This is a genomic window from Rhizobium sp. 007 (assembly GCF_015353075.1).
Classification (GTDB): Bacteria; Pseudomonadota; Alphaproteobacteria; order Rhizobiales; family Rhizobiaceae; genus Rhizobium.
The window spans coordinates 163321-186441 of the sequence record NZ_CP064191.1; the positions used below are offsets into that span (position 1 = coordinate 163321).

Sequence of the window (23121 nt, forward strand, 5' to 3'; positions counted from 1 at the left end):
ATTATGGCCCACATTCTCCTCCAAACTAAATCGGCGGCGATTAATCCTCTGAAATCGTCGCAGCCGCTGGGCGCTGCCTTCGCCTTTCTCGGCATCGACGGCGCAATACCACTGTTCCACGGCAGCCAGGGGTGTACCAGCTTTGCGCTGGTGCTGCTCGGGAGGCATTTCAAGGAAACGATCCCGCTGCAGACGACGGCGATGGACGAAATCGCGACGATCATCGGCGGCGCGGATCGCCTCGAACAGGCGATTTTCAATCTCAAGGCCCGCACAAGGCCCCGGCTGATCGGGATCTGCACGACGGCACTGGTCGAGACCCGCGACGAAGACGTCGCTGGGGACCTCGCCAACATCAAACGCAAGCGGGCGACAGAGCTCACAGGTACGGAAGTGGTACTCGCCAGCACGCCGGACTTTGACGGTGCGATAGAGGAGGGTTGGTCCAAAGCTGTTACCGCTATGATCGAAGGGATTACGCGGCCTGGGACGCAGAAACGCGACCCGACGAAGGTCGTGATCTTGCCCGGCTGGAACATAACAGTCGCCGACATAGAGCATCTGCGCGAGACGGCCGAGAGCTTCGGGCTCACACCGGTAATCCTGCCAGAGGTGTCGGGCGCGCTCGATGGCACCGTCCCCGACCACTGGGTCCCGACCACGTATGGCGGCACGAAAGTAGAGGACATTCGCGATCTCGGTGCGGCGATACAGTGCATCGCCATCGGCGAGCAGATGCGGCGACCGGCTGAAGCGTTGCGACGGCTAACCGGCGTACCGTACGTGCTGTTCGAGTCGCTCACAGGCCTAAGGAACGCGGACCGGTTTATCTGGCTGCTTACAGCAATGTCGCGCGAACAAGCGCCGGCCAATGTCCGTCGCAGCCGCATGCAGTTGCAGGACGCCATGCTCGACGGACATTTCCATCTTGCCGGCAAGCAGGTCGCAATCGCCTCCGAGCCGGATCAACTCTTTCAGTTCGCAGACTTTTTCACTGGCATGGGTGCGGAAATTACAGCCGCCGTCACCACGACCGGGACTTCAAAGACACTTCAAATAGTGCCGGCGGGCACGGTCCAGGTCGGCGATCTCGGTGACCTGGAACGTCTCGCCGCGGGGGCCGATCTTCTCGTCACGCACTCGCACGGCCGGCAAGCTGCAGAGCGCCTCGGCATTCCGCTGATGCGTGTTGGTTTCCCTGTCTTCGACCGCCTAGGCAGCCAGCACAAGCTTACAATCCTGTATCAGGGGACGCGCGACATGATCTACGAGGTTGTCAACATCGTTCAGGCTAACCAGCACCCGCCGACGCCGGGCGCACTTGATCCAACCTGTAGCCGGGAAATGCAAAATGAGCTCAACTCGTCGTCTCTCGCTCGTCAATGACGGGTTTCAGATAAAGCGGCCAGAACGGCAGGCAGGCGCATTGCGGGTAGCAATCGCCACTCAAGACATGAAAGGACTGAACGCGCATTTCGGGTCGGCCAAACGATTTGCCATCTACGACGTGACGCCCGACGCGTGGAGTTTCGTGGAAGCGGTAGCGTTCGATGACGTTTCCGATGAGAGCGGAACGCATAGAGCCGAAGGTGAAGACCGCATCGCTCCGAAGGTGGCAGCTTTGAAAGGCTGCCAGCTCTTATTTTGTCTCGCTATTGGCGGGCCTTCGGCAGCCAAGGTTATTGCGGCAAAGATCCATCCGATCAAGGTGCCGCAGCCGGAATTTATCGACGACGTGCTCGCGCGCATTCAGACGATGCTCAGAGCGGCTCCTCCACCCTGGCTACGCAAGGTGTTAGCGGAAGCGGGCGCCGCCGGAAAGAAAGCCAGCTTCGAAGACGAGGACTAAATGATGACAACGTTATCTGATCCCGCGGTTGCTCCTGCTGTCAATGACGACAAAACCCTTGCAGACCCTTTCGTCAAATGCCTCGTGCGGCTGATCCGCGCTGAAGATTCCTGCGGATTGTGGAGAGGCAAGTGCGACGCCGATCTGCTGGCCAACTTCACCGTAACGGATGAACAGCGCCGAGCAATCCCCATCATTGGCGATCCCGATCCGTATGTCCTGTGGAAGCTCGATATTTTTTACGCAGCCGTCGGCCTCGCTATCGAGGAGCGCTCGGACCTTTTGGTGTCGCGGACGATGGAGGTCAGCCAGGAGGGCTTCGGGCGAGTGCTGTTTACGACCAAAAGGTTGGTCCTGCTGTCAAAGACCCTGCGTGACGTTCACCGGTTTGGCTTCAATACGCTTCGGGATTGCGCCAAAACCGGTACGAGGCTGGTCAACGATGCGGTCGCAGTCATCAAAGCTTATCCGGACGTGGCGAGGGCGTGATGGAGCCCATATCGGGGAAAGAGATCATGTCAGACCTTGAAGAATTGAAGCAAAGAGTGCGGAAGCTGCAGACGCGCGCCGGGACTGCGAAGATGGAATTGCACGACCTCGCCGAAGACCTTCCGGTCAACTGGGCCGAAATTACAGCAGTCGCTGAGAAAACGTTTCACGCGTTTGCTGAGTTGGACGCTGCGAAAAGAGAACTCGCTGTGTCGGAGAATTCACAATGACAAGCTCATTCGTCACCCGCGATGGGTCTAGATGGATACCGGAATATCTGAACAAAATCGATGGTGCGACCTGCATCGGCTGCGGCCGCTGCTTCAAGGTCTGCTCACGTGAGGTTATGCACCCTCACGGCGTCGACGATGCAGGTGAAATCCTCGGCGTCTGCGATGGCGAGGACGACGACTTCGATGGCGAGCTCAATCGAGTGATTATGGTCGTCGACTACCCCGGCCGCTGTATCGGCTGCGGAGCCTGCGCCCGCGTCTGTCCCAAGAACTGCCAGACTCATGTCGCGACTGACACGATTGTCTGATGATCCGACAGAAGAACCAGGAGAACTGCAATGCGCTTTGGAACCCTTCACCGCATCCTATGGCTGCTCATGTGCACCAGTTTTCCCGTGGTCTACTCCGTCTCGCATTCCATTCGCGTAACGATCGTCACGACACTGGCTGCCTCGCTGCTTCTTCAACTCGCTTATTTCGGAAGTGTTCTTTTTCTGGTCTGGCGGAATAACTGCGCTCGCAGAGCTGTCCGAGCGCCTCATCATTTAGGCTTCTTGCGACGAGGACACCCCAACGATCGCTAGGGCATGGGTCAATCCTCGGAAGGTCCCCAGCTTTGGGAGAACGTGGCGCGCAGCTCGCATGGCCGAAAGTGCAATCGCAACCTCATCATGTTGACACCATGGGCTGTTCTGCGAGCAGGAACGATCCTGGCCATTCTCCGGGAGCATGATGGGATATTGACTTTGCATGGCGCAGGAAGACCCGCAGGCACTAGCTATAGATCGAAGCGCTCCATCGAAAAGAAAGGCAGATTCAAAGTCGAGGACTGAATGATGACAACGTTATCTGATCCCGTGGTTACCCCTGCTGTCAATGACGACAAGACCCTTGCCAGCCCCTTCCTCAAATGCCTCGTGCGGCTGATGCGGGCTCAGGATTCCTACGGATTGTGGAGAGGCAAGTGCGACGCCGTTCTGCTGGCCAACTTCACCGTCACGGATGAACAGCGCCGAGCGATCCCCATCATTGGCGATCCCGATCCATATGTCATGTGGAAGCTCGATATTTTTTACGCCGCCGTCGGCCTCGCTATCGAGGAGCGCTCGGACCTTTTGGTGTCGCGGACGATGGAGGTCAGCCAGGAGGGCTTCGGGCGAGTGCTGTTTACGACCAAAAGGTTGGTCCTGCTGTCAAAGACCCTGCGTGATGTTCACCGGTTTGGCTTCAATACGCTTCGGGATTGCGCCAAAACCGGTACGAGGCTGGTCAACGATGCGGTCGCAGTCATCAATGCATATCCGGACGTGGCGCGGGCGTGATGGAGCCCATATCGGGGAAAGAGATCATGTCAGACCTTGAAGAATTGAAGCCTTAAGGATACAGCGGCCGCTGATCGCAACGCCAAAAATTTCCAATTGGGCGCCCTCGCATCTGGCAAAGGCGAGAGTCGAGGATCAGCCATTGCGGAACGTGTAGCTGTAACCATTGATAGCCGGCGCTCCGCCTAAGTGCGCATACAGAACCCGCGATCCCTCTGGAAAAAAGCCTCTCCTGACAAGATCGATCAGTCCTTGCATCGATTTGCCCTCGTAGACCGGATCAGTAATCACGCCCTCGAGCCGCGCACACAGGCGGATAGCGTCCTTGGTTTCGTCGGATGGGATACCATAGCATGGGTGCGCGTACGCCTCGAGGAGGACCACGTCGTCTTCGACGATTTCCGAGCCGAGATCGACGAGCTTCGCTGTATTCCGGGCAATGCTTAGCACCTGCGCCTTGGTTTGGGCAGCAGTGGCGGAGGCATCGATACCGATCACGCTACGCTGTCGGCCGTCCTTGGCGAACCCGACCAGCATACCAGCCTGCGTCGATCCCGTGACCGTGCACACGATGATATAGTCGAAGGCAAACCCAAACTGTTGTTCCTGGGAGCGCACCTCCTCTGCGAATCCCACATAGCCGAGGCCGCCATACTTGTGAGCGGAAGCCCCGGCAGGTATCGCATAGGGTATGCCGCCCTTTGACCTGACGTCTTCCAGCGCATGTTCCCAGCTGCGGCGGATGCCAATGTCAAAGCCCTCGTCGACCAAGCGCAGGTCGGCGCCCATGATACGGCTCAACAGAATGTTGCCCACCCTATCATAGACGGCGTCCTCATGCGGCACCCAGCTCTCCTGCACCAAGACGCATTTCATGCCGATCTTGGCGGCGACCGCAGCGACCATCCGCGTGTGGTTGGACTGCACGCCGCCGATTGAAACAAGAGTGTCGGCCTTGGTGGCGATCGCGTCTGGGATGATGTATTCGAGCTTGCGGAGCTTGTTTCCGCCAAACGCAAGACCGGAATTGCAGTCCTCGCGTTTGGCATAGATTTCGACTTTTCCCCCAAGGTGCTTTCCCAGGCGGTCAAGTTTCTCGATGGGGGTCGGACCAAAGGTAAGCTGGTAGCGTTCAAATTTTTCCAGCATGTTCTCTCCAATAATACGATGAGCGAAAACAGGTATGCACGTGTCACTTTGATAGGCTGCTCGCTCGGCTCCTCAAGTATCGAGACAAGACAAGCCGTAGTGCGTGCCGCTCAGAGGGTCACCGTTTCCTGTTGAACCGAAAGCGACAGTCTGCCCCCAGCGTGAAAGCTATGGGACTACGCTCTCTTGTCACCTTAGCGTTTTTCGTCGCTGCGACTCAAACGGCTTTTTGCCGTCACCACTTGCCGGCTACACCAACATCGCGAACTTCTCCACGTCATTCAAGCGGCACTACGGATTTTCGCCCAAAAAGGCGAGAACTGTATGACGCGCCTACACTGTAAAAAATTTGCCCGCGCGCAGCGTGACCTTCGGCAAAAGGACGTTAACCGTCTTTTAACGGTGGCGGGAATCAATCTGATACGCGAATAGGTGACAACAGCGGACATGGCGCCCGCCAAGGCCTCGTTGACTCTTTTGCACGATAAACGAGGATGCATTGTGCACACACCCCAACATGGTCACAAATCGGTGTCACCAATGTTGATAATCGGGAAGAATAGGGTTTGCTGACCGGGGAGGGCTGGAGCAGATCGGAGGAGGACGGCCGGCTTTAGAAGTGGCCATGGACCAGCCATAAAGAATGGCGTCAGAGTTCTCAGTCCCAATGAAAGGATGTTTAATGAAGGTCATAATCGAAAATACCGTATGCTTGAACACGGGTGATGCGGCAATTTTGATGGCAATACGGCACATTCTCAGATCTGCTTTTGGACATGATCTGAAGTTCCTGGTGTTTGACTCGCAGCCGGACGTTTCGCGACGGCTGTATCCGTCGCCTGCCTATGGAGACATAGAGTTCCGCCGGTTGATTTCGGAGACGGTGTTCAAATACAGCCATGGAACGGGCTCCTTCAAGGACGCCGCCAAGCCACTTTACAACAAGCTTCTCTTGAAGCTGCTCCGCATCTTTTCAGATGGATCCTTGTCGAAGTTCGGTCTCATCAGCAAGCGCGATCGGAACAACATCCAGGCTTATCGTGATGCAGATATGGTCATTACCACGGGTGGAACCTACCTGGTTGAGACATATAATCTGGAGAAGCGGCTCAACCAATTCGAGCTGGACGATATTCTCGGCAAAACGCCGATCTTTTTTACGCAGTCTCTGGGACCGTTCCGCAATCCGACCAATCGCCAGAGGTTGAAGCAGGCCTTCGACAAGAGCGAGCTTATTCTTCTGCGCGACGCGCATTCGAAAGACAATATTTCGGAGGTGGTGGCCGATATCGAGAAATGCCATGTCGTTGCGGATTCGGTGTTCGCTCTGGCTGATACGGCCCGCATACAGGCCGTTCTTTCAGCACCCGCAGGTTCGGGCACAGGTGTCGTGGCGATCTCCGTCAGGAACTGGAATTATGTGAAAGATGGCGAAAATGGAATGGGTCGATACATCGATTCCATTCGTGCCATGGCAACTGTCCTCGTTCGGGCCTACGGCAAGAAAGTGGTCTTCGTCTCCACGTGCCAAGGTGTGCCGGAATATGCCCATGACGATTCAAAAACTGCAAAAGCAATCTACGCCAGACTGGACCCGGATGTTGCCGCCAATACCTCCGTGGACGATGGGTTCCATTCACCAGAGCAGTTGATGGCAATGGTGAAAGGGTTTGATTTCGTCGTCGCCACGCGCATGCACATGATGATCATGTCGTTGTGCGTGGGCACGCCCGTGCTGCCAATCGCCTATGAATTTAAGACGAAGGAGCTGTCGGCGCGCCTTGGGATTGCCGAGCTGACGCTTGACATCAACACGGTCACCGCGGCAAAAGCCACCGAGATCCTGGCGGGATTTGTTTCGGGGCTCGAGCAGTATCGGCAAACGAGCTTGAGCTCAGTGCTTGAAGAGCATGCCTCGGCAATGTCAGTTGTGGAGCCGTTGAAGCAGGCTTTTGCAAGATTAGCGGCGAAGCGGAGCGGTTACGTTCTTCCAGCTGGCCAACAGGTTGCGCCGCGAGGGGGGGTAAATCAGAGCCAAAACCAAAGCGATGCCGTAGTTTAAGACGACCGCCGCTGAGATCGACCATAGATCGTTTCCAAGCAATTCGCTCTTGGCAAGGGCATCACAACCGATCCAGGCCAAGAGCGAAGAAATCAGGAACAGACCCTGAATCGACATAAAGTCCCATCCCGTCACCGGGCCTATTCTGTGGAGAAGCACTGCAAGCACCGGTATTCTAAGAACATAGCCGCTGATGGCATAGGCCGCAGCGACGCCTGTTGCCCCCCATGGCAGTCCAACGAAAAACGACAGGACTGCGGTTAGCGACGAGTATATGCCCCAATGGAACATCGTTTTTGTTTTGCCTTGGCAGATGAAGATCCAGCCGGTGGTGTTTCCGGTAGGTTGAACCAGACTTGCTATGCCAAGCCAGGCAAAAATCGGCGTGACGGGCTGCCATTGCGGGCCGAACAAGAAGTTCACCACGGGACCGCTGGCGCAAGTCAGGGCGCCGATGCCCGGCATGGTCACGGCGGCCAGCAGCCAGTTCGTCCGCATGTAGATGTCTCGGAACCGCGGCTTGTCGTCCTGAATGCGGCTCAGCATCGGTATCATTACCCGCGTCAGCGGTTGATTGATGTTTTGTAGCGGAAACAGCAGAAGCTTGTAGGCCCGGTCGTAGTAGCCGAGCTCGATGGTGCTGGAGTACTTGCCGATCAGAATATTGGGGAGATTTCGGGAGAAGAAGTTCACCAGATTAAACCCGGTGAGGTTGAGGCCGAAGGAAATGATGTCGTGGTCGACACGGAGTGTCGGCCGGCCAGGCATCCAGCCGGTACTGAGCCACGCCGACAGCAGCACGATTGCTACGGCCACGGCAGGACCGATCGCCAGCGACCAGTAACCGAACCCCAAATAAGCGGCCATGGCAGTGACGGCAAAGCCACCGACCGTGGACGTCACGTCATTGATTGCCAGCTGGGTGAACTGGAGGTTCCGGTTCATCAGCGCTAGTGGCAGCGCGGCCAAGCTGCCGATCAGCAACGGCAGCGCTGAAGCGATGGTGATCGCTGTCATTCGTGGATCGCCGTAGAACGCCGCAACCGCCGGTGACAGGGCCACCAGCACGGCGGTTGAACCGAGACCGACGGCAGTGCTGACCCAGAACACCTCGTTGAGCTGCGCGGGCGTGATGTCCTTGCGCTGGATGACGGCCTGCTGCAGCCCCATGTTCTGAAACAGGCTGATGAACGCGGCGATCGGGCCGACCGAGGCCATCAGGCCGAAATCCTCCGGTACCAGCAAGCGCGCGAGGATAACGACCGACAGGAACTGCACGACCATCTTGATAAGCTGGGAGCCGGCTGTAACAAGCCCGCCGCGCAAAGCCGTTCGTCCAAAGGAGCGCTGGTCCATGGTGTTCACTTTCATTTACCTGCTTTTGCGATGTCGCTGACGATAGTCGCGAAGCGGTCGTTCAAGGTTTCGGCATTGTATTCCCGTTCGACCTTCAGGCGCGCGTTCCGAGCAAACTGCTCACACTGTTCCGGGTGTGTCGCAATCCAGAGGATGGAATCTGCAATGGCCGCAATGTCTTTCTCGGGCGCGAGAAAACCGGTCTTGCGATCTGCGATCAGCTCCGGAATGCCCGAGTGATGAGTGCTGACGACGGTGAGGCCGGCGGCCATGGCTTCCATGAGGGCGACGGGAATTCCCTCGACGTCCCCATTGCCCGCCGTGACGCTGGGCAAGACGAAGACATGGGAATGCCTCAGTTCCTCCTTGACCGTAGCATGGGGCAGGCTTCCAGTGAACGCGACACGGTCCGTAATGTCACCCTCGGCCGCGATTTGCTGAAGCTGTTCGCGATTGGGACCGTCGCCCACGATCGTGTACCGCCAATCGAACTCTGGTTTTGATTTCTTGACTAGGCTGAGGGCCCGAAGGGCAAGCTCCACCCCCTTCTTCTCGATCAGCCGGCTCACGGAAATAAGTCGCAGCGGCAGCTCGCGCCGGGACTGGGGCGTGAACGGTATCTGTGTTATGTCGATGCCCATGCGGTGTACCGACACCTTGTGATCAGAAGCACCGGCCTCGATGAGAAGCCTGCGGAAGTAATCGTTGACCGGCAGGTTGAGCGATCCAAACTTGAAAAGATCACGGTATTCGCCAAGTCGCTTTTCATGAAACGGAACGCCAACGTCGTAGCCGTGAAAAACCGTTATGATCGGGGGAGTGATCAAGCCTCTTTTCTTGAGACGCGCAACCCGCGCACCATTCTGTCCGAAATGGGCGACGATCACGTCGAAACTATTGAGACGACGGACCGAAAGCATGTCGAGAAGTGTAGAGGCCTTGTCCCTCAGTCCGCTCGGGAGAGTTGCGATCCTGGAGCGGAGACCCGCTGCGGGTCCCCACCAATCCCGTGTTCCCGCCATCAGTGTCGACAGGGGCTCGACGGAGGTGTCGATATGAGCTTCCGGCGCAATGCCGTTGCAGACGACACCCACCTCAAAGTCTCGCTGAAGCAAACCTGCCATCTGATTGATAACAAAGGTCTCGGAGAGTACAGGAAACCTTCCGACAACATAACCAACGCGCATATGAAGCCCTTTTGATGTGATCCCGAGAACAGTGTTTCGGGTCTTGTGCATGGCAGGAAGGCCATGCACACTCTGCGGATCCTAGTCAATCTTGTTGAGGCCCAGAATGGGCCGTGTCAGATGCCCGACGCGCCTCGGTCACCGAGCCTGCGGCTTCAGTCAGGACATCCATGAACATGGCGAATTGGCGAACTGGGTCCAGTTGCGGCCGTTTTGAAAACTCCAGAGCCGCAGAAGACAGGGCTTCGTAGTGCCCCTTGTCATCCCACAGCCGACGAACGGCCTGTACCCAATTCTCCACTGGTGCGTCATAGTCGAGCAGGACGCCACCCGCGCCGATCGCTTCGGGAAGGCCGCCGCGTGTTGAGCCCACGACCGGAATTCCACTGCAGTGGGCTTCGGATGCCACGCGTCCCCAAGCCTCTTCCCATTTGCTTGGCGCAAGCAGGATCTTCGTTCGGCCATAGACCGTCGTCATGTCACTCGTGCGGTTCTCAAGCTTGACATTGCCGAGTGGGGCGATGATCCGCTCGATCTCGGCACGATGCTCGTCGCTCAGCTTCCAGCTCTCGACGAACAGTAAAGGGATGTCCTTGCACTGTTCGGCAATTTTTACCGCCAGTTCGAAGCCCTTCTTATTGTAAGGGTTGATGAGCGTGACGTATTCACCCGTCGAATTGGTGCGGTAATGAGAAGCATTGATGGTCGGCGGGATCACGACCGAATCGATACCGAACTTCTCTTTGTAGATTCGCGCCGTAAATGCGGAGTTGGCAATGTAGAGAGCCGAATGGAGCTCTCTCAGGTCGCCGGCCAGTTCATTGAACTCGACACTTCTCAGGTAGACGACAAGCGGAATATTGTGGATTTGAAGCGCCTTGCCGATCGGCACAGACTTGTGGCACTGAACGACCGCCACATCGGGCTTGGTCTTCTGAACCGCAAAATCTGCCGCTTCCCAGGGATACCAAGCTCGAACCACCGGATAGCCAGGGAATGTGTCCATGGCAGCGCGCTGGCCCAAGAGCTTCATCTTCGCTCTGACTTTGAAGCCGAAAAAGCCGTCGCCGATCAAAGGGGCTAGAACCGCGGGTTGATGTCCCATAGACCGCAATTGCTCTATCAGATGATGCGTACTTGACTGCACGCCGCCACTGAACTGGGGATAATATCCATTGCCGCCAGCAAAAAGAACATTCATGATCGCTGCTCCTCTACCGCATTACTGCGAGTTATTTCGCAAATTGCGCCGCTTCAGACCTTGCTTCGAACTTGCCGATCCTTCTGTCCAACAGTCGTTGGCATCAGGAATAGGTCAGGGGCGCTTTGCCAATTTGCTTTAGAATTTCCGGGATCGATCCCGAGGATGACCATTGGCAGGAATGTCTTGATCGCGCTTGCTCAAGCCGTTCAGGCTGCCTGGCGTCCGATGCCGAAGTATTCAAGTCCGTGACGCGCAACTGTCTTTGGATTGTAAAGGTTACGGGCATCGAAGATGACAGGTGTTGCCAGTGCTTCACGCAACATGTCGAAAGAGGTAGCCCTGAAATTCTTCCACTCCGTAACGATCATCAGTGCGTCGGCTCCACGCAGCGCGGCTTCCTTGGTGCCGCACAATAACAGGTCATCGCGCTGGCCATAGATGTTCTGGCACTCGGCCATGGCCTCTGGGTCATACGCACTGACACTGGCGCCCGCGTCCCACAGGGCTTCCATCAACACACGGGAGGGCGCCTCGCGCATGTCGTCCGTGTTTGGCTTGAAGGCAAGACCCCACAAGGCAAAGCGCTTGCCACGCAAATCACCGCCGAAATACTGGTACGCCTTGTCGAACAGAACAGATTTCTGGGTGTTGTTCCGCTGCTCGACCGCTTTCAGCATGGTGGCATCGAACTTGACGCTCTCGGCAGTCTTGATTAGGGCGCGTACGTCCTTCGGGAAACAAGAGCCGCCATAGCCTGCACCGGGATAGATGAAGTGATAACCGATGCGAGGGTCACTACCGATGCCCTTTCGGACCTCTTCAATATCGGCGCCCAGATGTTCGGCAAGACATGCCATCTCATTGATAAAGCTAATTTTTGTCGCTAACATGCAGTTGGCGGCATATTTCGTGAATTCGGCGCTGCGGATGTCCATCACGATGATCTTTTCGTGATGGCGGTTGAAGGGCTCGTAGAGCTCACGCATCAACTGCTCAGAAACCGGCGACTGCGTACCGATGACGATCCGATCCGGCCGCTGGCAATCGGCGACCGCCGAACCTTCCTTCAGGAATTCGGGGTTCGACACCACGTCAAATTCAAGCACTTCGAGCCCGCGCATCTTGAGAATTTCGCCGACGCGCTTTCTCAGTTTGTCACATGTTCCGACCGGAACAGTTGATTTGCTGACGATAATCTTGGGTTCGGTCATTTCCTTGGCGATCGTCTCGGCCACAGCCAAAACATATTTCAGATCGGCAGAACCGTCTTCGCCAGGCGGGGTGCCCACCGCGCTGATCTGGATCCGGCCGTGCTTGATCGCAGCGGCCGCGTCCGTCGTGAATGTCAACCGTCCAGCCGCATGGTTTTCCTTGACGAGATCCTCGAGGCCAGGTTCGAAAATGGGGATGATGCCATCTTTCAGCCGCTGGACCTTCTCTGCGTCAACGTCGACGCAGATAACATTGTGGCCGACTTCAGCGAGGACCGCTGCCTGAACAAGCCCCACGTAACCAATGCCAAAAACAGTCAGATTCATTTGACCTCCTTGTTCGCTTTCCGACAGGGCAGGCCTGTCGGTATGCTTAGTCAATGCCCTAGGTTTCTTCGAAGTAAGGAATGTGGCGGACCGTGCCAGGCTCGGTACGGATTCTCGATTGGAGGACGAGGACGACCCGCAGCAGGAAAAAAGGAGAACTGCGGTTGTCTAAAGCCTCGTATTCCTAAGCAAAACATCACCCTCCACACCACGCGGATAGTGGGCTACCAATTCGAACCAAGGCAACAGGTCAAGAATCGCTCGTAGGGACAGCTGCCCATCATAGAGTTCCTGGTCGCTGTATTCCGTGTAGATGAAACGTGTGTTGCTCAAGGTCTGTTCGCCGCCAGCGATGACATTTGCCTCGGCTCCCTGCACATCCATCCAGATGAAATCGATCTTCTTCAGGCCCGCTTCGCTGCACCAGTCATCCAGCCTCCGAGTTTCAACTGAAATGGGGCGGTCGAACCGAACCCAGTCATATTCGGAAAGATGGATCTTAGGCCGGCGTATTGAGCCAGAACGGTCCCATTCCTTCGCACTTCCATCTCCGTTGCTGGGGTGGAAATCGATCCTGCCAATTCGATCACTCATTGCGATCTCAAATAGCTTCACCTTGTCTAGGTAAAGGTTCATGTATGCCTTAAAGCGAGCAGCCGCCCGAGGGTCCGGCTCAAAGCAGTAAAGCTGGGCTTCCGGGCAAAGCCTGAGAAAGCGTCGCGTATCAGTTCCATCATTGCAGCCGATATCCAGGATCACGGGATCGGGCTTTTGGAGGAGCGAAACAATCTGTCGATGTACCTTCAAAGAAGACGCAGGTTCCCGCAAGGCCTCCAGAAACTCTCGCACGGGCCGGTGGATAGATTTTCGCAGGCTTCCGCTAAAAAACTGGATCGTTTCCATTTAAACTTTTTCTCCACATTTCAACTGCAGGCGACCCCTGCGTCACTTTCACCGACCAAACTTTGGTCGCCTCCGAGCGGTCCTGCAGCCGAGGCAGGTAGGTGTTATGTCAGTACAGCCTCCATGCACTCCGAGAGCGTGCACGAGAGACCTCCGGTAGACGTGTTCAAGAAGCGAGATTTTCAAATCCGCCGGTTTTGGTAAAATTGGTTGTTTTGATGCCCTCCATCCAGGAGGTGGATGGATCACCACCGTCAAACCCATCATGCTTATCCGTGACAATACTGCACGGTTCCTTCGATCTCCGCGTACGACGCTCCCGCAGCGTTGACGATATGCGCCTGCCGATGAGCCGCCACCGCAGCTCCTTCCTGGCATGGGTAAGGGGTTCGTGCTCCGTTTGGCCGAGCTTGGTCAAGGCGATGCCGCGCGCCGGCTATTTGTCTGCCACGTTTTCGACAAACCATTCATAGGATTTGACCAGTCCGACCTCAAGAGAGGTCTTGGGACGCCACCCCATTGACTCCAGTTTGGCGCTGGACAAGAGCTTTCGTGGCGTTCCGTCAGGCTTGGATGCGTCAAGTCCTATCTCACCTTTAAAGCCAACAATGTCGCAGATGAGCCGCGCAAGTTCGATGATGGTTATGTCGCTCCCGAAGCCGACGTTAATGTGTTCTGCCTCGGAATAATGCTTAAGCAGGAATATCAACGCATCGGCACAATCTTCACTGTACAAGAACTCCCGGCGCGGCGTTCCGCTCCCCCAAATAGACAATCGATCGAGGCTTTTAATCTTTGCATCGTGTGCTTTGCGTATTAACGCTGGCACGACATGACTGGAGGCGAGATCGAAATTATCGCGAGGACCATAGAGGTTTGTCGGCATGGCTGAAATGAAGTCTGCGCCGTGTTGCTTGCGATAGGCCTGACATAACTTGATGCCGGCAATCTTCGCAATTGCGTACCATTCGTTGGTCGGCTCAAGCTGACCAGTCAGTAACGCTTCTTCCTTTATGGGTTGTGAAGCATACTTCGGATAAATACAACTTGATCCAAGAAAAAGTAGCTTCTCAACGCCGTTCTGCAAGGAGGCCTCGATAACGTTGACCTCCATTGCCAGGTTCTGATAAATAAAGTCAGCCGACATAGTGTTATTTGCAAGGATGCCGCCCACCTTCGCTGCCGCCATTATGACAGCGTGCGGTTTCTCTTTCGACAGAAACTGCTCAAATTCCTTCTGCCGCGTTAGATCAACGTTCTGCCTATCGGCAACGATAACTTCGCAGTCGATTGGGCTATCGCGCTGCCGACCATGCCCCTGTGTCCTGCAACCCAAACTCGTTTTCCGCTTAACGAATACATCGACTTCAGGCCTCCTTTACTGTCAAGCTGCCCTTTATTACGTGAAGGTCTTCGTTGATCATTTCGCGGACAAGCTCCCTCACGCTTGTTTCGTGTCTCCAGCCCAGAACCCGTTGCGCCTTGGTCGGATCGCCTAAGAGCAGATCTACCTCTGTTGGCCTGAAATAACGTGGATCTACTGCCACGACGCATTTGCCTGTGGCGACATCAATGCCCTTTTCCTCGACCCCTTCTCCCACCCATTCAATCGTCTTTCCGGTTTCCTCGAATGCCCATTCTACAAACATGCGAACCGGTGTTGTCACCCCCGTAGCCAGGACATAGTCGTCTGGCCTGTCCTGCGCTGACACATCATCCACATGCCGCGCACATACTCACGGGCATGGCCCCAATCACGTTGAGCATCAAGATTTCCCAGATAAAGCACGTCCTGTTGGCCGAGACTGATTGCTGCCGCACCCCGGGTAATCTTGCGAGTGACGAATGTTTCACCTCGCAGCGGGCTCTCGTGATTGAAAAGAATACCGTTGGAAGCGTGGATGTCGTAAGCCTCTCTATAGTTCACGACAATCCAGTACGCGTAGAGCTTTGCGGCAGCGTAAGGTGAACGCGGGTAGGTGTCTTCTCATTTTGCGGTACTGCTTGGGACCATATAGCTCTGACGTTGATGCCTGGTAAAAGCGGGTCCGATTGGTCAGTTCAAGAATTCGAATAGCTTCAAGCATGCGCAAGGTACCAATTGCATCAGCATTCGCGGTGTATTCCGGCGTTTCGAAGCTTACCTGGACGTGACTCTGCGCGGCGAGATTGTAGATTTCATCCGGCTGGGTTTGCTGCACAATGCGCAGCAAATTGGTCGAATCTGTCATGTCTCCATAGTGGAGAAAAAACCTGGCTTCAGGATCGTGCGGATCCTGATAGATGTGCTCTATACGTTGGGTATTGAATGATGATGAACGACGCTTTATGCCATGAACTATATAGCCCTTTTCCAGCAGCAGTTCCGCAAGGTATGCCCCATCCTGACCTGTTACCCCCGATATTAAAGCTACTTTCTGATCTGCCACTTTGAAATCTCCAATTATTTTGCTTGTGGGGGGAGGACTGCATTTTGAATAGCGCTCTCAGCGCCAAACGAGGTCGATGCAGATCACCCCGCTGATGAGGCGCCCGTGCGTGAACAGGATGCCGTCCGAGGCAGAAGTGGATAGAGCGGTTTCGCTCCGTCTGAGGGATTTCCTGCACCAGGCCTTGGAGCTCGACCTCAGTAGGCCTAGAAAGTCGATGCGTCGGCATTCGCGGTACATTCGAGGCTGACCACTTATGAAGCCGGAAGATCCTCTGACGAATCTTCAATCAAGATCAAACGACTTGGGTCGTTCAGGTCGAATTCAATAACCCGAGGCACGAAAAGTCGGGCGTAGCGCGTGAAGGCGCTGGTCGGGGGAAAACGAATCACGGTATCGCATCGCGCGAGAAGATACATCTCAACGAGGGCGGAAAGGCCGCCCTCGACTCCAAGTGCTGGACTGTGCAATGGTCCCGCCCGGCGCGCCTGGAAACTTTTGGAGATAGTGAACAGATCTGGAACTGCAGCCGATACCTGATCCAAAACCTGCTCGCTATCCGTACACAAGAACACCCTCACAGGTTTTGGATGCGGTAACGTTTTGGCCTTTTCGATGGCAGCGCATACCTGCCGTAGGGCAAACTCCGGATCGGACCAATAGGGCGCATGGTCCATAATATCTTCGCCATTGCCGTGTCGAACATGAACGCCGATTATGCTGTGACCTTTGAAGTGTTCCTGATAGATAGCTTCAATCCGAGCTTGAACTTCGGCCTGCGGCTTGACACTCTGAAAAATCTGTCGCTCTGCCTCCTGATCGCAGCGCCACATCAAACAAGCATCACACACTACTGTATTGGCTTCACTATCAGCTTGAGCCTCGAAAAGCTCACTCAGTTCGTCGCGTTCTCGGAAAATCTGTTCATCTGGGCGGTAAACGCAGTCAATCGATGGCTTATTCCACCACTGTGGGAAGAACGGCCCCGGGAACGAAACCTGGTTGATCTGCTCATCGCAAATAACCGGAACGCCAGCAATGTCTCCAATAGGCTCGAAGAACAGCGGAAAGGCGTTCGTAAAGGGTTGATCGAGATAACAGGACTCACGCCAATCGATGGCTAGCGTGCGCCCCGTCCGCTGCGCGTAGCGCCAAGCCGCCGCCAGCGACCACAGGCAATCACCGAAACCAGTACGCCGTCGAGAAACGACGAACCGGTCCTTCATCAATCCACTAACTAGCATTTGCGTTGGCCTCGTGCCGGAATACCGATGGACTGCGATGTTACATCTACGTTTGCACGCCAAAATCTGATCACAGCAGTCGGGATGCTACCAAATTGGGTATGGAGCCCCTTGTAACACCGCGATCCATAGCCGTTGCGTTCTCTTAGCACTGCCCGTCCTTACTGCGCCGCTTGTAAACTCGTCGCCGACCGCTTGCTTCGGGTTAATTCAGCGGTTTCTAATAGCGTTCCGCAAGATTGGTAAAATTGATTGTTTGAATGACAGTATCCACGCTCTGGATATTCCGAAGGCAACTGCTTCAAGAGCCTTTGCTGTCGTTCGGGCGGGCGTCGGCTCAATAGGAAAGGCACTGACTAAAGGAAGAGGGTCATCGCTACCTCCTGCGGGAGCGGAACTGACCGCCGAGGTTGTCCGCCACGCCAGCCGCATCAAAGTGCTGCTAATCGCGGGATCGGGATCACGAGCCGTTGCAGAATGGCTTCGAAACCTGGGCACCGGCGACGGTCGCCCGCTCGGAATTTCGGACCACAGATTGAGGGCTCGCTCTCCAACGGCGTGTCGAGCCGGATGGATGTGACGCGCGTGTGCGACATCCTGAACAAGAAGCCGTGACATCGGCCACGTCAATGCGATCACCCTGCTGATTGGCTCAGCGGACTGCCGGGCGTTCAACTTCGGCTCTCACCTCAACCATCAGCTCCTGGAGAAGGCTGGCGCCGAGGATGCCCGGTTGGCAACGTTTCGACGACTTTGACTTAGTCACGGCGTTCCGTGGTGTCCATTCGCTTAGCAGCGCCAGTCCCTTTCAAGCAGTTGTTAAGCGGTATTTTGGTCGCCAGCCTCAATGTAGCAACGCAATTCAGGCGCGTTTCCGGAAGCTCGGATGTGCAGGATACGGCCGTCCTCCAATGTCAGGCGCAGGCCATCCACGTTATTCGTTGCCTTCACGCGACCGATCCTGCCAAACAAATGCGCAACATTGGCTTCCGACGAATGCAGGGCCCTGCAGGAAAAAAACCAGGCGGCTTTCTGCGACCCGGCGCTACGCGTTTGGTGATGAGACTCGAGCTTTCTGCCACCGAGGTCGATGTCTTGGCCGCCGGCACCCGATTACTGCTCACGCGCTCCGGCAGGCAAGTGCTAAATAGATCGGTACTGTCTTTCTTGGCGACCGCACGCATGCCGGGGAATTTGGTGCTGCGCCGCGGCTGTGAGATCAGGCTCGGTCGCCAGGCCGACGCGCACGAAAACAAAATTTAGATCACGGCCGCTAGGAGTACAAGATCATGGCATCCATCGCTTGGATGCTTTTCATCCAAACAATCAATTTTACCGATCTTGCCCGATGCTGCCATAGCAAAGCAGCACAGGTCTAGAATGCGGGCGACTTCATTGGTCTCGGTGTTTGCCTGCGGACTGCGCCGGAACTCATCCGGCTGCTAAGAGCAATAGGCCTTATGAGTCGCAGAAGCTCCGCGAGGGGCAATTTTCGCGAGTCGGTTCGGCTCCGAGTAGTGCCGTGTCCAGGCCGTAACGCGTGATGGAAAGGAACAGAATGGCAGATCAACTCGCAACAGAAATTATTGGTACAATCAAGAACCGCGCCGAATCAGAGAACCGCGAGAGAAAAAACACGGTATCGATCGGCGAAATAACGACTGCCACGGAGTTGACCTCGCTTGGCATCGATTCACTGGGTTTAGCCGATGTCCTTTGGGACTTGGAACAGACCTACGGTATCAGGATCGAGATGAACACGGCCGATGCCTGGTCGAATCTCCAAAATATCGGCGATGTGGTCGAAGCCGTCCGTGGCTTGATCGCCAAGGAGGCTTGAATGGACAGGCGCGTCGTAATTACTGGGATTGGCGGGCTTTGCGGGCTTGGGACCAACGCCGCCTCCATTTGGAAAGAGATGCGCGAGGGCCGCTCCGCCATCGGCCCGATCGTCAACTCCGAGCTCCATGAATTGAGGGTCAGGATCGGCGCCGAGATCAAGGCGCTGCCCGAGCACGACATCGAGCGCAAGCAGCTCGTCTCCATGGACCGCGTCAGCCTGCTCGCTGTGCTTGCAGCGCGCGAAGCCATGCGGCACGCCGGACTTTCCTGCAATGAGGGAAATGCCTATCGCTTCGGTGCGACGGTGGGCGTTGGCGGCTGCGGCTGGGAAACGATCGAGGAAACCTACCGCGCCATGCTTCTGGGCGGTAAGCGTGCCGCCGTCTTCACTGTACCCAAGGCGATGCCGGGCGCCGCCACCGGCCAGGTCAGCATGAGTCTCGGCCTGCGCGGGCCGGTCTTCGGCGTCACGTCCGCCTGTTCCTCGGCAAACCATGCGATTGCCTCCGCGGTGGACCAGATCAGGCTCGGCCGGGCCGACGTGATGCTTGCCGGCGGCAGCGAAGCGCCGCTCATATGGGGTGTGCTGAAGGCATGGGAAGCACTGCGCGTGCTTTCGCCCGATACGTGCCGGCCCTTCTCCGCCGACAGGCAGGGACTGGTACTCGGCGAGGGTGCGGGCATGGCCGTGCTGGAAAGCTATGAGCATGCCACGGCGCGTGGTGCCACGATCCTTGCCGAGATCGCCGGCGTCGGCCTTTCCGCCGATGCCTCCGACATCGTCGCGCCGACTGTCGAGGGGCCGGAGGCAGCAATGCGCGCCTGCCTTGCCGATGCCGGGCTGGCTGCAACGGATGTCGACTATCTCAACGCGCACGGCACCGGCACCAAGGCCAACGACCAGATCGAGACGACGGCGATAAAGCGCGTCTTCGGTCAGCACGCCTATTCAATGTCCATCTCTTCTACCAAGTCCATGCACGCGCATTGCCTCGGCGCGTCCGGCGCACTCGAGTTGATCGCCTGCGTGATGGCTATCCGCGAGAGCGTCGTGCCGCCGACTGCCAATTATCGTGAGCCTGACCCCGATTGCGATCTCGACGTCACGCCCAATGTGCCGCGCGAGCGCAAAGTGCGCGTGGCACTGAGCAACTCCTTCGCCTTCGGCGGCACGAACGCGGTTCTGGCATTCAGGCAGGTGTAATCAGGATACAGTGGTTCCGGTTGAACGACCGCATAGCCCGGGCCGCCAAGCCCCGACCACATCACTGATCTCAACTTTGATAACCTCAACAACCGCCTGGATCCCTTCGATTTCACGTCTTTGAAGAAAGGTGGCCGCCAATGTTGTGCAGCAGGGCTCCTAGACGAACCGAGTCCAAGGGCAAGTCCTTCATTACGAGTCTGTTTCGGATTCGCCAGCCGAGCATCCACGACCCGGGTGTCCCGTCCGGTCGCGACCAAGTCTTTGACTCTTATCCCGATTGATTCGGAAAATTATCGCATTCCTGACTAGCCCGAGCACTCGCGGACCACAAGGACGTCCGCCGATCCCCGGCGACGTCCACAGTTCCGAGCTGTACTTGGATAACATCAAGGCCCATTCGCTCGACGCAGACTGGCATATCTGAGCGGTGACAAGCCCGGCCAAGGTGAAAGCCGCCGCTCTGTACCGAGGTTCCTACTGGTTCCGGTCCCCAACCATACTTCGACCTGTCGGCCGGCGATAAAGGCGCACAGCCTGCGGATCCTTGTAGCCGATTTCAAACTGCGGGCAGTCTCTTCCCGAGCCTTAGATCCGGGCTCTCCAGCAATGATAGCACTCTGAAAGTTAGGACCAACGAGGACCGACGCGCCGGACGCGCGCGACATCCTGTTGAGTGTCTGCGGTCACCGTGCCGTTGCCGCGGGGTAGCCGGCCCCTCAGTGCGACGATCACATGATCGGGGACGACGAGGTAGGTTCAGTCGAGTCTTCTTAAATTCAAGAAACAGATAATAGATTGATCATAAATCGATTGGAATAACTTCTAAAGCTCGGGCATCGGTTACCTGTCCAAAGCGAAGGAAACCAAGATGACAAAGACCTTAATCCTCGTCTTCCATCCGGATTTGTGCCGTTCCAAGGCCAACAAGGCGCTTGTTGCGGCAGCGGCTGGACTGCCGGGGACTGAGATAGCCGATATGCAGGCTTTCTATCCGAACGGTATCGAATTATTCCGGGATGGGGAGTCCGAGGCTGCGCGGCTTCTCTCAGCCGACCGTATAGTGCTGCAGTTCCCTTTCCAGTGGTATTCCGCCCCACCGCTTCTAAAAGCATGGCAGAATGCTGTTCTCACCCGCATGTTCTACATGACATACGAGCAAGAGGGTCGTGCACTTGAGGGCAAGCCGCTGCTGATCGCGGTTACTACCGGTGATGTTCCGGAGTCATATGGTCCTGGTGGCCGAAATATGTTCACCATGGACGCGTTGCTTGCTCCACTGCGGGCTACTGCCCATCGCTGCGGGCTCGCTTGGACCAAGCCGTTCGTTGTCTACCAAGCGGACAAACTGGACCCCCCACTCCTTCAAGTCGCAGCAGCCGATTACGCCGTGACGCTGCGAGCGTGGATCAATACCTCCTCCTGCAGCAAGGTGGTCTGAGGCGTGGAAAAGCCTCATGCCACGTTCACGGATCATCGTGCCTGTGCTGAACGAGCAGCCTGCGAGGTTCGACACGTCCGGGAAACTTCGCTAGGTTGTTTGTCGGCAAGGCAAGGCAAGGGATGGCGCTCAAGGCAGATCGACCACAATGGCGGCCGTCACGCGCATGCTTGAGAAACAGATCATCCCCGCATGACCGTGGCCTGCCAGGCTCATCGTCGTGATGAGGGCTCAGAAAGCCGGAAAGAGTCTTCTAGCCCAATTCGATCATCGGTTTTGGCACTGCGTCGCCACCTATCGATAGCCTTTGTCCCGACCGACCCAGCTCTGGACGCAGAGTGAACTGGCTGCAGTCGGGAAGCTTCAACGGTACTTCTGGAGAGTATTGATTTCGGTACCCGACACTCCGCTCCTCTACATGTTACAAACGACCGGCGTCCAGTATGAGGATAAAGTCTGCGCCGCCCCCGGCCATTACCCTCCGATGGGGCACGCCTATGAGAGTAGTGTTTCCAGGGATCTTGGATGCATCAAGCCCCCGGGTGCCACCGCTTTCCATGGTTTTGACGCTTTGGCTGTCGATGCCACGGCCGTCGGAGAGGCTTGCCTTCCCTCCAATTCCCGCGCTTCGATGACGAGATGATGTTTGATGCCGAAGGCCCATCGCCCAAAGCTTTGCCCTGCCGAAATCGCGCAACCGGCCCCCGTGGGGCGGTCGAAAGACTACGAGCTATTCTCGCTCAGCTGGAGCTCAGGATGTAACGACGATTTGAAGTGAGGGCGGGACGCGCGTTCATTGAATAGAGCGTAGTGAACCTCTTGATGTCGGCCGTATCCACCTCGATCGGTTCCTTCGCTATCATCCAGTCCACGATTTCGCTGCAGGGCGGTGTGGTGAGCGACCCCTCATAGGCCCAATACGTGAGCGAGGCGGGCAGCAATTTGCTCGGCTCGACGTCGGGAAGGGCGGTCTCTTCACCCGCGTTTTGCGGGAAGGCCGCAGCCAAGCTGGCGAAAGTCGCATTGGTGGCGCCCGGAACAAGGAAAACGCCAAGCACGCCCAAAGCACCCGTTTCGGCGTGTTTATGGACGAAATGCGCCTCCATCGGGAAATGCTTGCCTTCGACCAGATGTTCACTCGGAGAATGGAAATGGTATTGCACCAGCTCATAGGGCCGATCACCGCGGCGAAGCGTCCCTCCGGGCGCCGCTTTCACCTGGATCGTGTGCCCATTATTGAGGATCGTCCCGCCGCTCTTCCAGTCTAGCACCAGGTCCGGGATGTCGGCCTTGATCGCGCCCCGGATATCGAGCGGCGATTGCTGCGAACCGGACGAGCAGGCACGGTTCTCCTCGGTCAAATATCCCCAGTCTTCTGGACCAGCGTCGCCGCCATAGCTCCAATGCACGCCTTCCGCTGCGAAAGCGGTCTTGACGCAAAGCGGGCAAGCAGCAAGCATGGCCAAACGTTTGATGAAGTCACGCCTTTGCATATTCATTCCCCCACTCATGAGACGAGCAAATAGCGCTCGCCGTAGAAGATACTCATAAAAACGATTGTCTGATGACCCATCGGTCGCAGCGGCGGTCATGATGCTTTCCAGCATAGTTGCGCGCTCGATCGGGGTCTGCAGTAATTCCTCTTCATCAATAAGTCGAGCTCAAGTTT

The 23121-nt window shown here is 56.5% G+C and carries 25 protein-coding genes and 2 pseudogenes; 13 read left to right on the forward strand and 14 right to left on the reverse strand.

Features of this window, described 5'->3' with window-relative positions:
- Positions 1 to 3: 3 nt before the first annotated feature.
- The 7 genes from nifN to ISN39_RS34760 all read left to right on the forward strand — a co-directional run bounded on the left by nifN (position 4) and on the right by ISN39_RS34760 (position 3893).
- The gene (nifN, locus tag ISN39_RS34730) at positions 4 to 1386 is read left to right on the forward strand and encodes a nitrogenase iron-molybdenum cofactor biosynthesis protein NifN (protein ID WP_194732450.1); all 1383 of its coding nucleotides are present in this window, start codon (positions 4 to 6) and stop codon (positions 1384 to 1386) included.
- Positions 1352 to 1849 carry a nitrogen fixation protein NifX gene (gene nifX / locus ISN39_RS34735; protein WP_194732451.1) on the forward strand — a complete coding sequence of 166 codons (498 nt, stop codon included), beginning with the start codon at positions 1352 to 1354 and terminating at the stop codon, positions 1847 to 1849. Before nifN ends, nifX begins: the two co-directional genes overlap by 35 nt.
- On the forward strand, positions 1850 to 2338 hold the full coding sequence (locus tag ISN39_RS34740; RefSeq protein ID WP_194732452.1) for a NifX-associated nitrogen fixation protein: 489 nt from the start codon (positions 1850 to 1852) through the stop codon (positions 2336 to 2338).
- A 26-nt stretch (positions 2339 to 2364) separates the two neighbouring features.
- A complete protein-coding gene (locus ISN39_RS34745) occupies positions 2365 to 2568 on the forward strand; it encodes a CCE_0567 family metalloprotein (RefSeq protein WP_194732453.1) in 204 nt (67 codons plus the stop codon).
- A complete protein-coding gene (gene fdxB, locus ISN39_RS34750; protein ID WP_194732454.1) occupies positions 2565 to 2879 on the forward strand; it encodes a ferredoxin III, nif-specific in 315 nt (104 codons plus the stop codon). The genes ISN39_RS34745 and fdxB overlap by 4 nt, the downstream gene beginning before the upstream one ends.
- A gap of 69 nt (positions 2880 to 2948) precedes the next feature.
- Positions 2949 to 3155 (forward strand): exopolysaccharide production repressor protein, encoded by a 207-nt coding sequence (locus ISN39_RS34755; protein ID WP_246763639.1) that lies wholly within the window; start codon positions 2949 to 2951, stop codon positions 3153 to 3155.
- Positions 3156 to 3404: 249 nt separating this feature from the next.
- Positions 3405 to 3893, forward strand: a complete 489-nt coding sequence (locus ISN39_RS34760) for a NifX-associated nitrogen fixation protein (RefSeq protein ID WP_194732456.1) — start codon at positions 3405 to 3407, stop codon at positions 3891 to 3893.
- Positions 3894 to 4028: 135 nt separating this feature from the next.
- On the opposite strand, the gene ISN39_RS34765 is transcribed toward ISN39_RS34760, so the two are convergent.
- Positions 4029 to 5042, reverse strand: coding sequence for a 1-aminocyclopropane-1-carboxylate deaminase (locus ISN39_RS34765; RefSeq protein ID WP_194732457.1), 1014 nt, complete (start codon positions 5040 to 5042; stop codon positions 4029 to 4031).
- Between the two features lie 682 nt (positions 5043 to 5724).
- On the opposite strand from ISN39_RS34765, the gene ISN39_RS34770 reads away from it, so the two are divergent.
- Complete coding sequence (locus tag ISN39_RS34770) at positions 5725 to 7104, forward strand: polysaccharide pyruvyl transferase family protein (protein WP_194732458.1); 1380 nt, start codon at positions 5725 to 5727, stop codon at positions 7102 to 7104.
- Here ISN39_RS34770 and ISN39_RS34775 read toward each other — a convergent pair.
- On the reverse strand, positions 7003 to 8475 hold the full coding sequence (locus ISN39_RS34775) for a lipopolysaccharide biosynthesis protein (protein WP_246763617.1): 1473 nt from the start codon (positions 8473 to 8475) through the stop codon (positions 7003 to 7005). The two genes, ISN39_RS34770 and ISN39_RS34775, sit on opposite strands and share 102 nt — an antisense overlap.
- Positions 8472 to 9584 carry a glycosyltransferase gene (locus ISN39_RS34780; RefSeq protein WP_348652037.1) on the reverse strand — a complete coding sequence of 371 codons (1113 nt, stop codon included), beginning with the start codon at positions 9582 to 9584 and terminating at the stop codon, positions 8472 to 8474. The genes ISN39_RS34775 and ISN39_RS34780 overlap by 4 nt, the downstream gene beginning before the upstream one ends.
- On the opposite strand from ISN39_RS34780, the gene ISN39_RS37425 reads away from it, so the two are divergent.
- Positions 9516 to 9662 carry a hypothetical protein gene (locus tag ISN39_RS37425; protein ID WP_246763619.1) on the forward strand — a complete coding sequence of 49 codons (147 nt, stop codon included), beginning with the start codon at positions 9516 to 9518 and terminating at the stop codon, positions 9660 to 9662. The two genes, ISN39_RS34780 and ISN39_RS37425, sit on opposite strands and share 69 nt — an antisense overlap.
- A 70-nt stretch (positions 9663 to 9732) precedes the next feature.
- Here the strand turns inward: ISN39_RS37425 and ISN39_RS34785 are convergent, their stop codons facing one another.
- The 9 genes and pseudogenes from ISN39_RS34785 to ISN39_RS37430 form a co-directional block, all read right to left on the reverse strand.
- Positions 9733 to 10848, reverse strand: a complete 1116-nt coding sequence (locus ISN39_RS34785) for a glycosyltransferase (RefSeq protein WP_194732459.1) — start codon at positions 10846 to 10848, stop codon at positions 9733 to 9735.
- A 209-nt stretch (positions 10849 to 11057) separates the two neighbouring features.
- Positions 11058 to 12389 (reverse strand): UDP-glucose/GDP-mannose dehydrogenase family protein, encoded by a 1332-nt coding sequence (locus ISN39_RS34790; RefSeq protein ID WP_194732460.1) that lies wholly within the window; start codon positions 12387 to 12389, stop codon positions 11058 to 11060.
- Between the two features lie 168 nt (positions 12390 to 12557).
- Complete coding sequence (locus tag ISN39_RS34795) at positions 12558 to 13292, reverse strand: FkbM family methyltransferase (protein ID WP_194732461.1); 735 nt, start codon at positions 13290 to 13292, stop codon at positions 12558 to 12560.
- A 436-nt stretch (positions 13293 to 13728) separates the two neighbouring features.
- Positions 13729 to 14654 (reverse strand): annotated as a pseudogene (locus tag ISN39_RS34800) (GDP-L-fucose synthase).
- Between the two features lie 5 nt (positions 14655 to 14659).
- Positions 14660 to 15013: a GDP-mannose 4,6-dehydratase gene (locus ISN39_RS37800; protein ID WP_348652038.1), complete on the reverse strand. Its 354-nt coding sequence runs from the start codon at positions 15011 to 15013 to the stop codon at positions 14660 to 14662.
- A complete protein-coding gene (locus ISN39_RS37805) occupies positions 14956 to 15219 on the reverse strand; it encodes a GDP-mannose 4,6-dehydratase (protein ID WP_281438358.1) in 264 nt (87 codons plus the stop codon). Before ISN39_RS37805 ends, ISN39_RS37800 begins: the two co-directional genes overlap by 58 nt.
- Positions 15209 to 15721 carry a GDP-mannose 4,6-dehydratase gene (locus ISN39_RS37810; RefSeq protein ID WP_281438359.1) on the reverse strand — a complete coding sequence of 171 codons (513 nt, stop codon included), beginning with the start codon at positions 15719 to 15721 and terminating at the stop codon, positions 15209 to 15211. The genes ISN39_RS37805 and ISN39_RS37810 overlap by 11 nt, the downstream gene beginning before the upstream one ends.
- Before the next feature lie 254 nt (positions 15722 to 15975).
- Positions 15976 to 16947 (reverse strand): nodulation protein NodZ, encoded by a 972-nt coding sequence (locus tag ISN39_RS34810; protein ID WP_194732462.1) that lies wholly within the window; start codon positions 16945 to 16947, stop codon positions 15976 to 15978.
- An 837-nt stretch (positions 16948 to 17784) separates the two neighbouring features.
- Positions 17785 to 17916: a hypothetical protein gene (locus ISN39_RS37430; RefSeq protein ID WP_348652039.1), complete on the reverse strand. Its 132-nt coding sequence runs from the start codon at positions 17914 to 17916 to the stop codon at positions 17785 to 17787.
- Between ISN39_RS37430 and ISN39_RS37435 the strand changes: the two genes are divergently transcribed.
- From ISN39_RS37435 to ISN39_RS34830, 4 genes are all read left to right on the forward strand, one after another.
- On the forward strand, positions 17854 to 18228 hold the full coding sequence (locus ISN39_RS37435; protein ID WP_246763647.1) for a hypothetical protein: 375 nt from the start codon (positions 17854 to 17856) through the stop codon (positions 18226 to 18228). The genes ISN39_RS37430 and ISN39_RS37435 overlap by 63 nt on opposite strands.
- 295 nt (positions 18229 to 18523) lie before the next feature.
- Positions 18524 to 18805 (forward strand): acyl carrier protein, encoded by a 282-nt coding sequence (locus tag ISN39_RS34820; protein ID WP_194732463.1) that lies wholly within the window; start codon positions 18524 to 18526, stop codon positions 18803 to 18805.
- On the forward strand, positions 18806 to 20011 hold the full coding sequence (locus ISN39_RS34825) for a beta-ketoacyl-[acyl-carrier-protein] synthase family protein (protein ID WP_194732464.1): 1206 nt from the start codon (positions 18806 to 18808) through the stop codon (positions 20009 to 20011).
- Positions 20012 to 20882: 871 nt separating this feature from the next.
- Positions 20883 to 21452 carry an NAD(P)H-dependent oxidoreductase gene (locus ISN39_RS34830; protein WP_194732465.1) on the forward strand — a complete coding sequence of 190 codons (570 nt, stop codon included), beginning with the start codon at positions 20883 to 20885 and terminating at the stop codon, positions 21450 to 21452.
- Positions 21453 to 21963: 511 nt separating this feature from the next.
- On the opposite strand, the pseudogene ISN39_RS34835 reads toward ISN39_RS34830, so the two are convergent.
- A pseudogene (locus ISN39_RS34835) lies at positions 21964 to 22103 on the reverse strand (IS5/IS1182 family transposase); the annotation flags it as partial.
- Positions 22104 to 22192: 89 nt separating this feature from the next.
- On the reverse strand, positions 22193 to 22945 hold the full coding sequence (locus ISN39_RS34840; RefSeq protein WP_194732631.1) for a carbonic anhydrase: 753 nt from the start codon (positions 22943 to 22945) through the stop codon (positions 22193 to 22195).
- Positions 22946 to 23121: the final 176 nt, after the last annotated feature.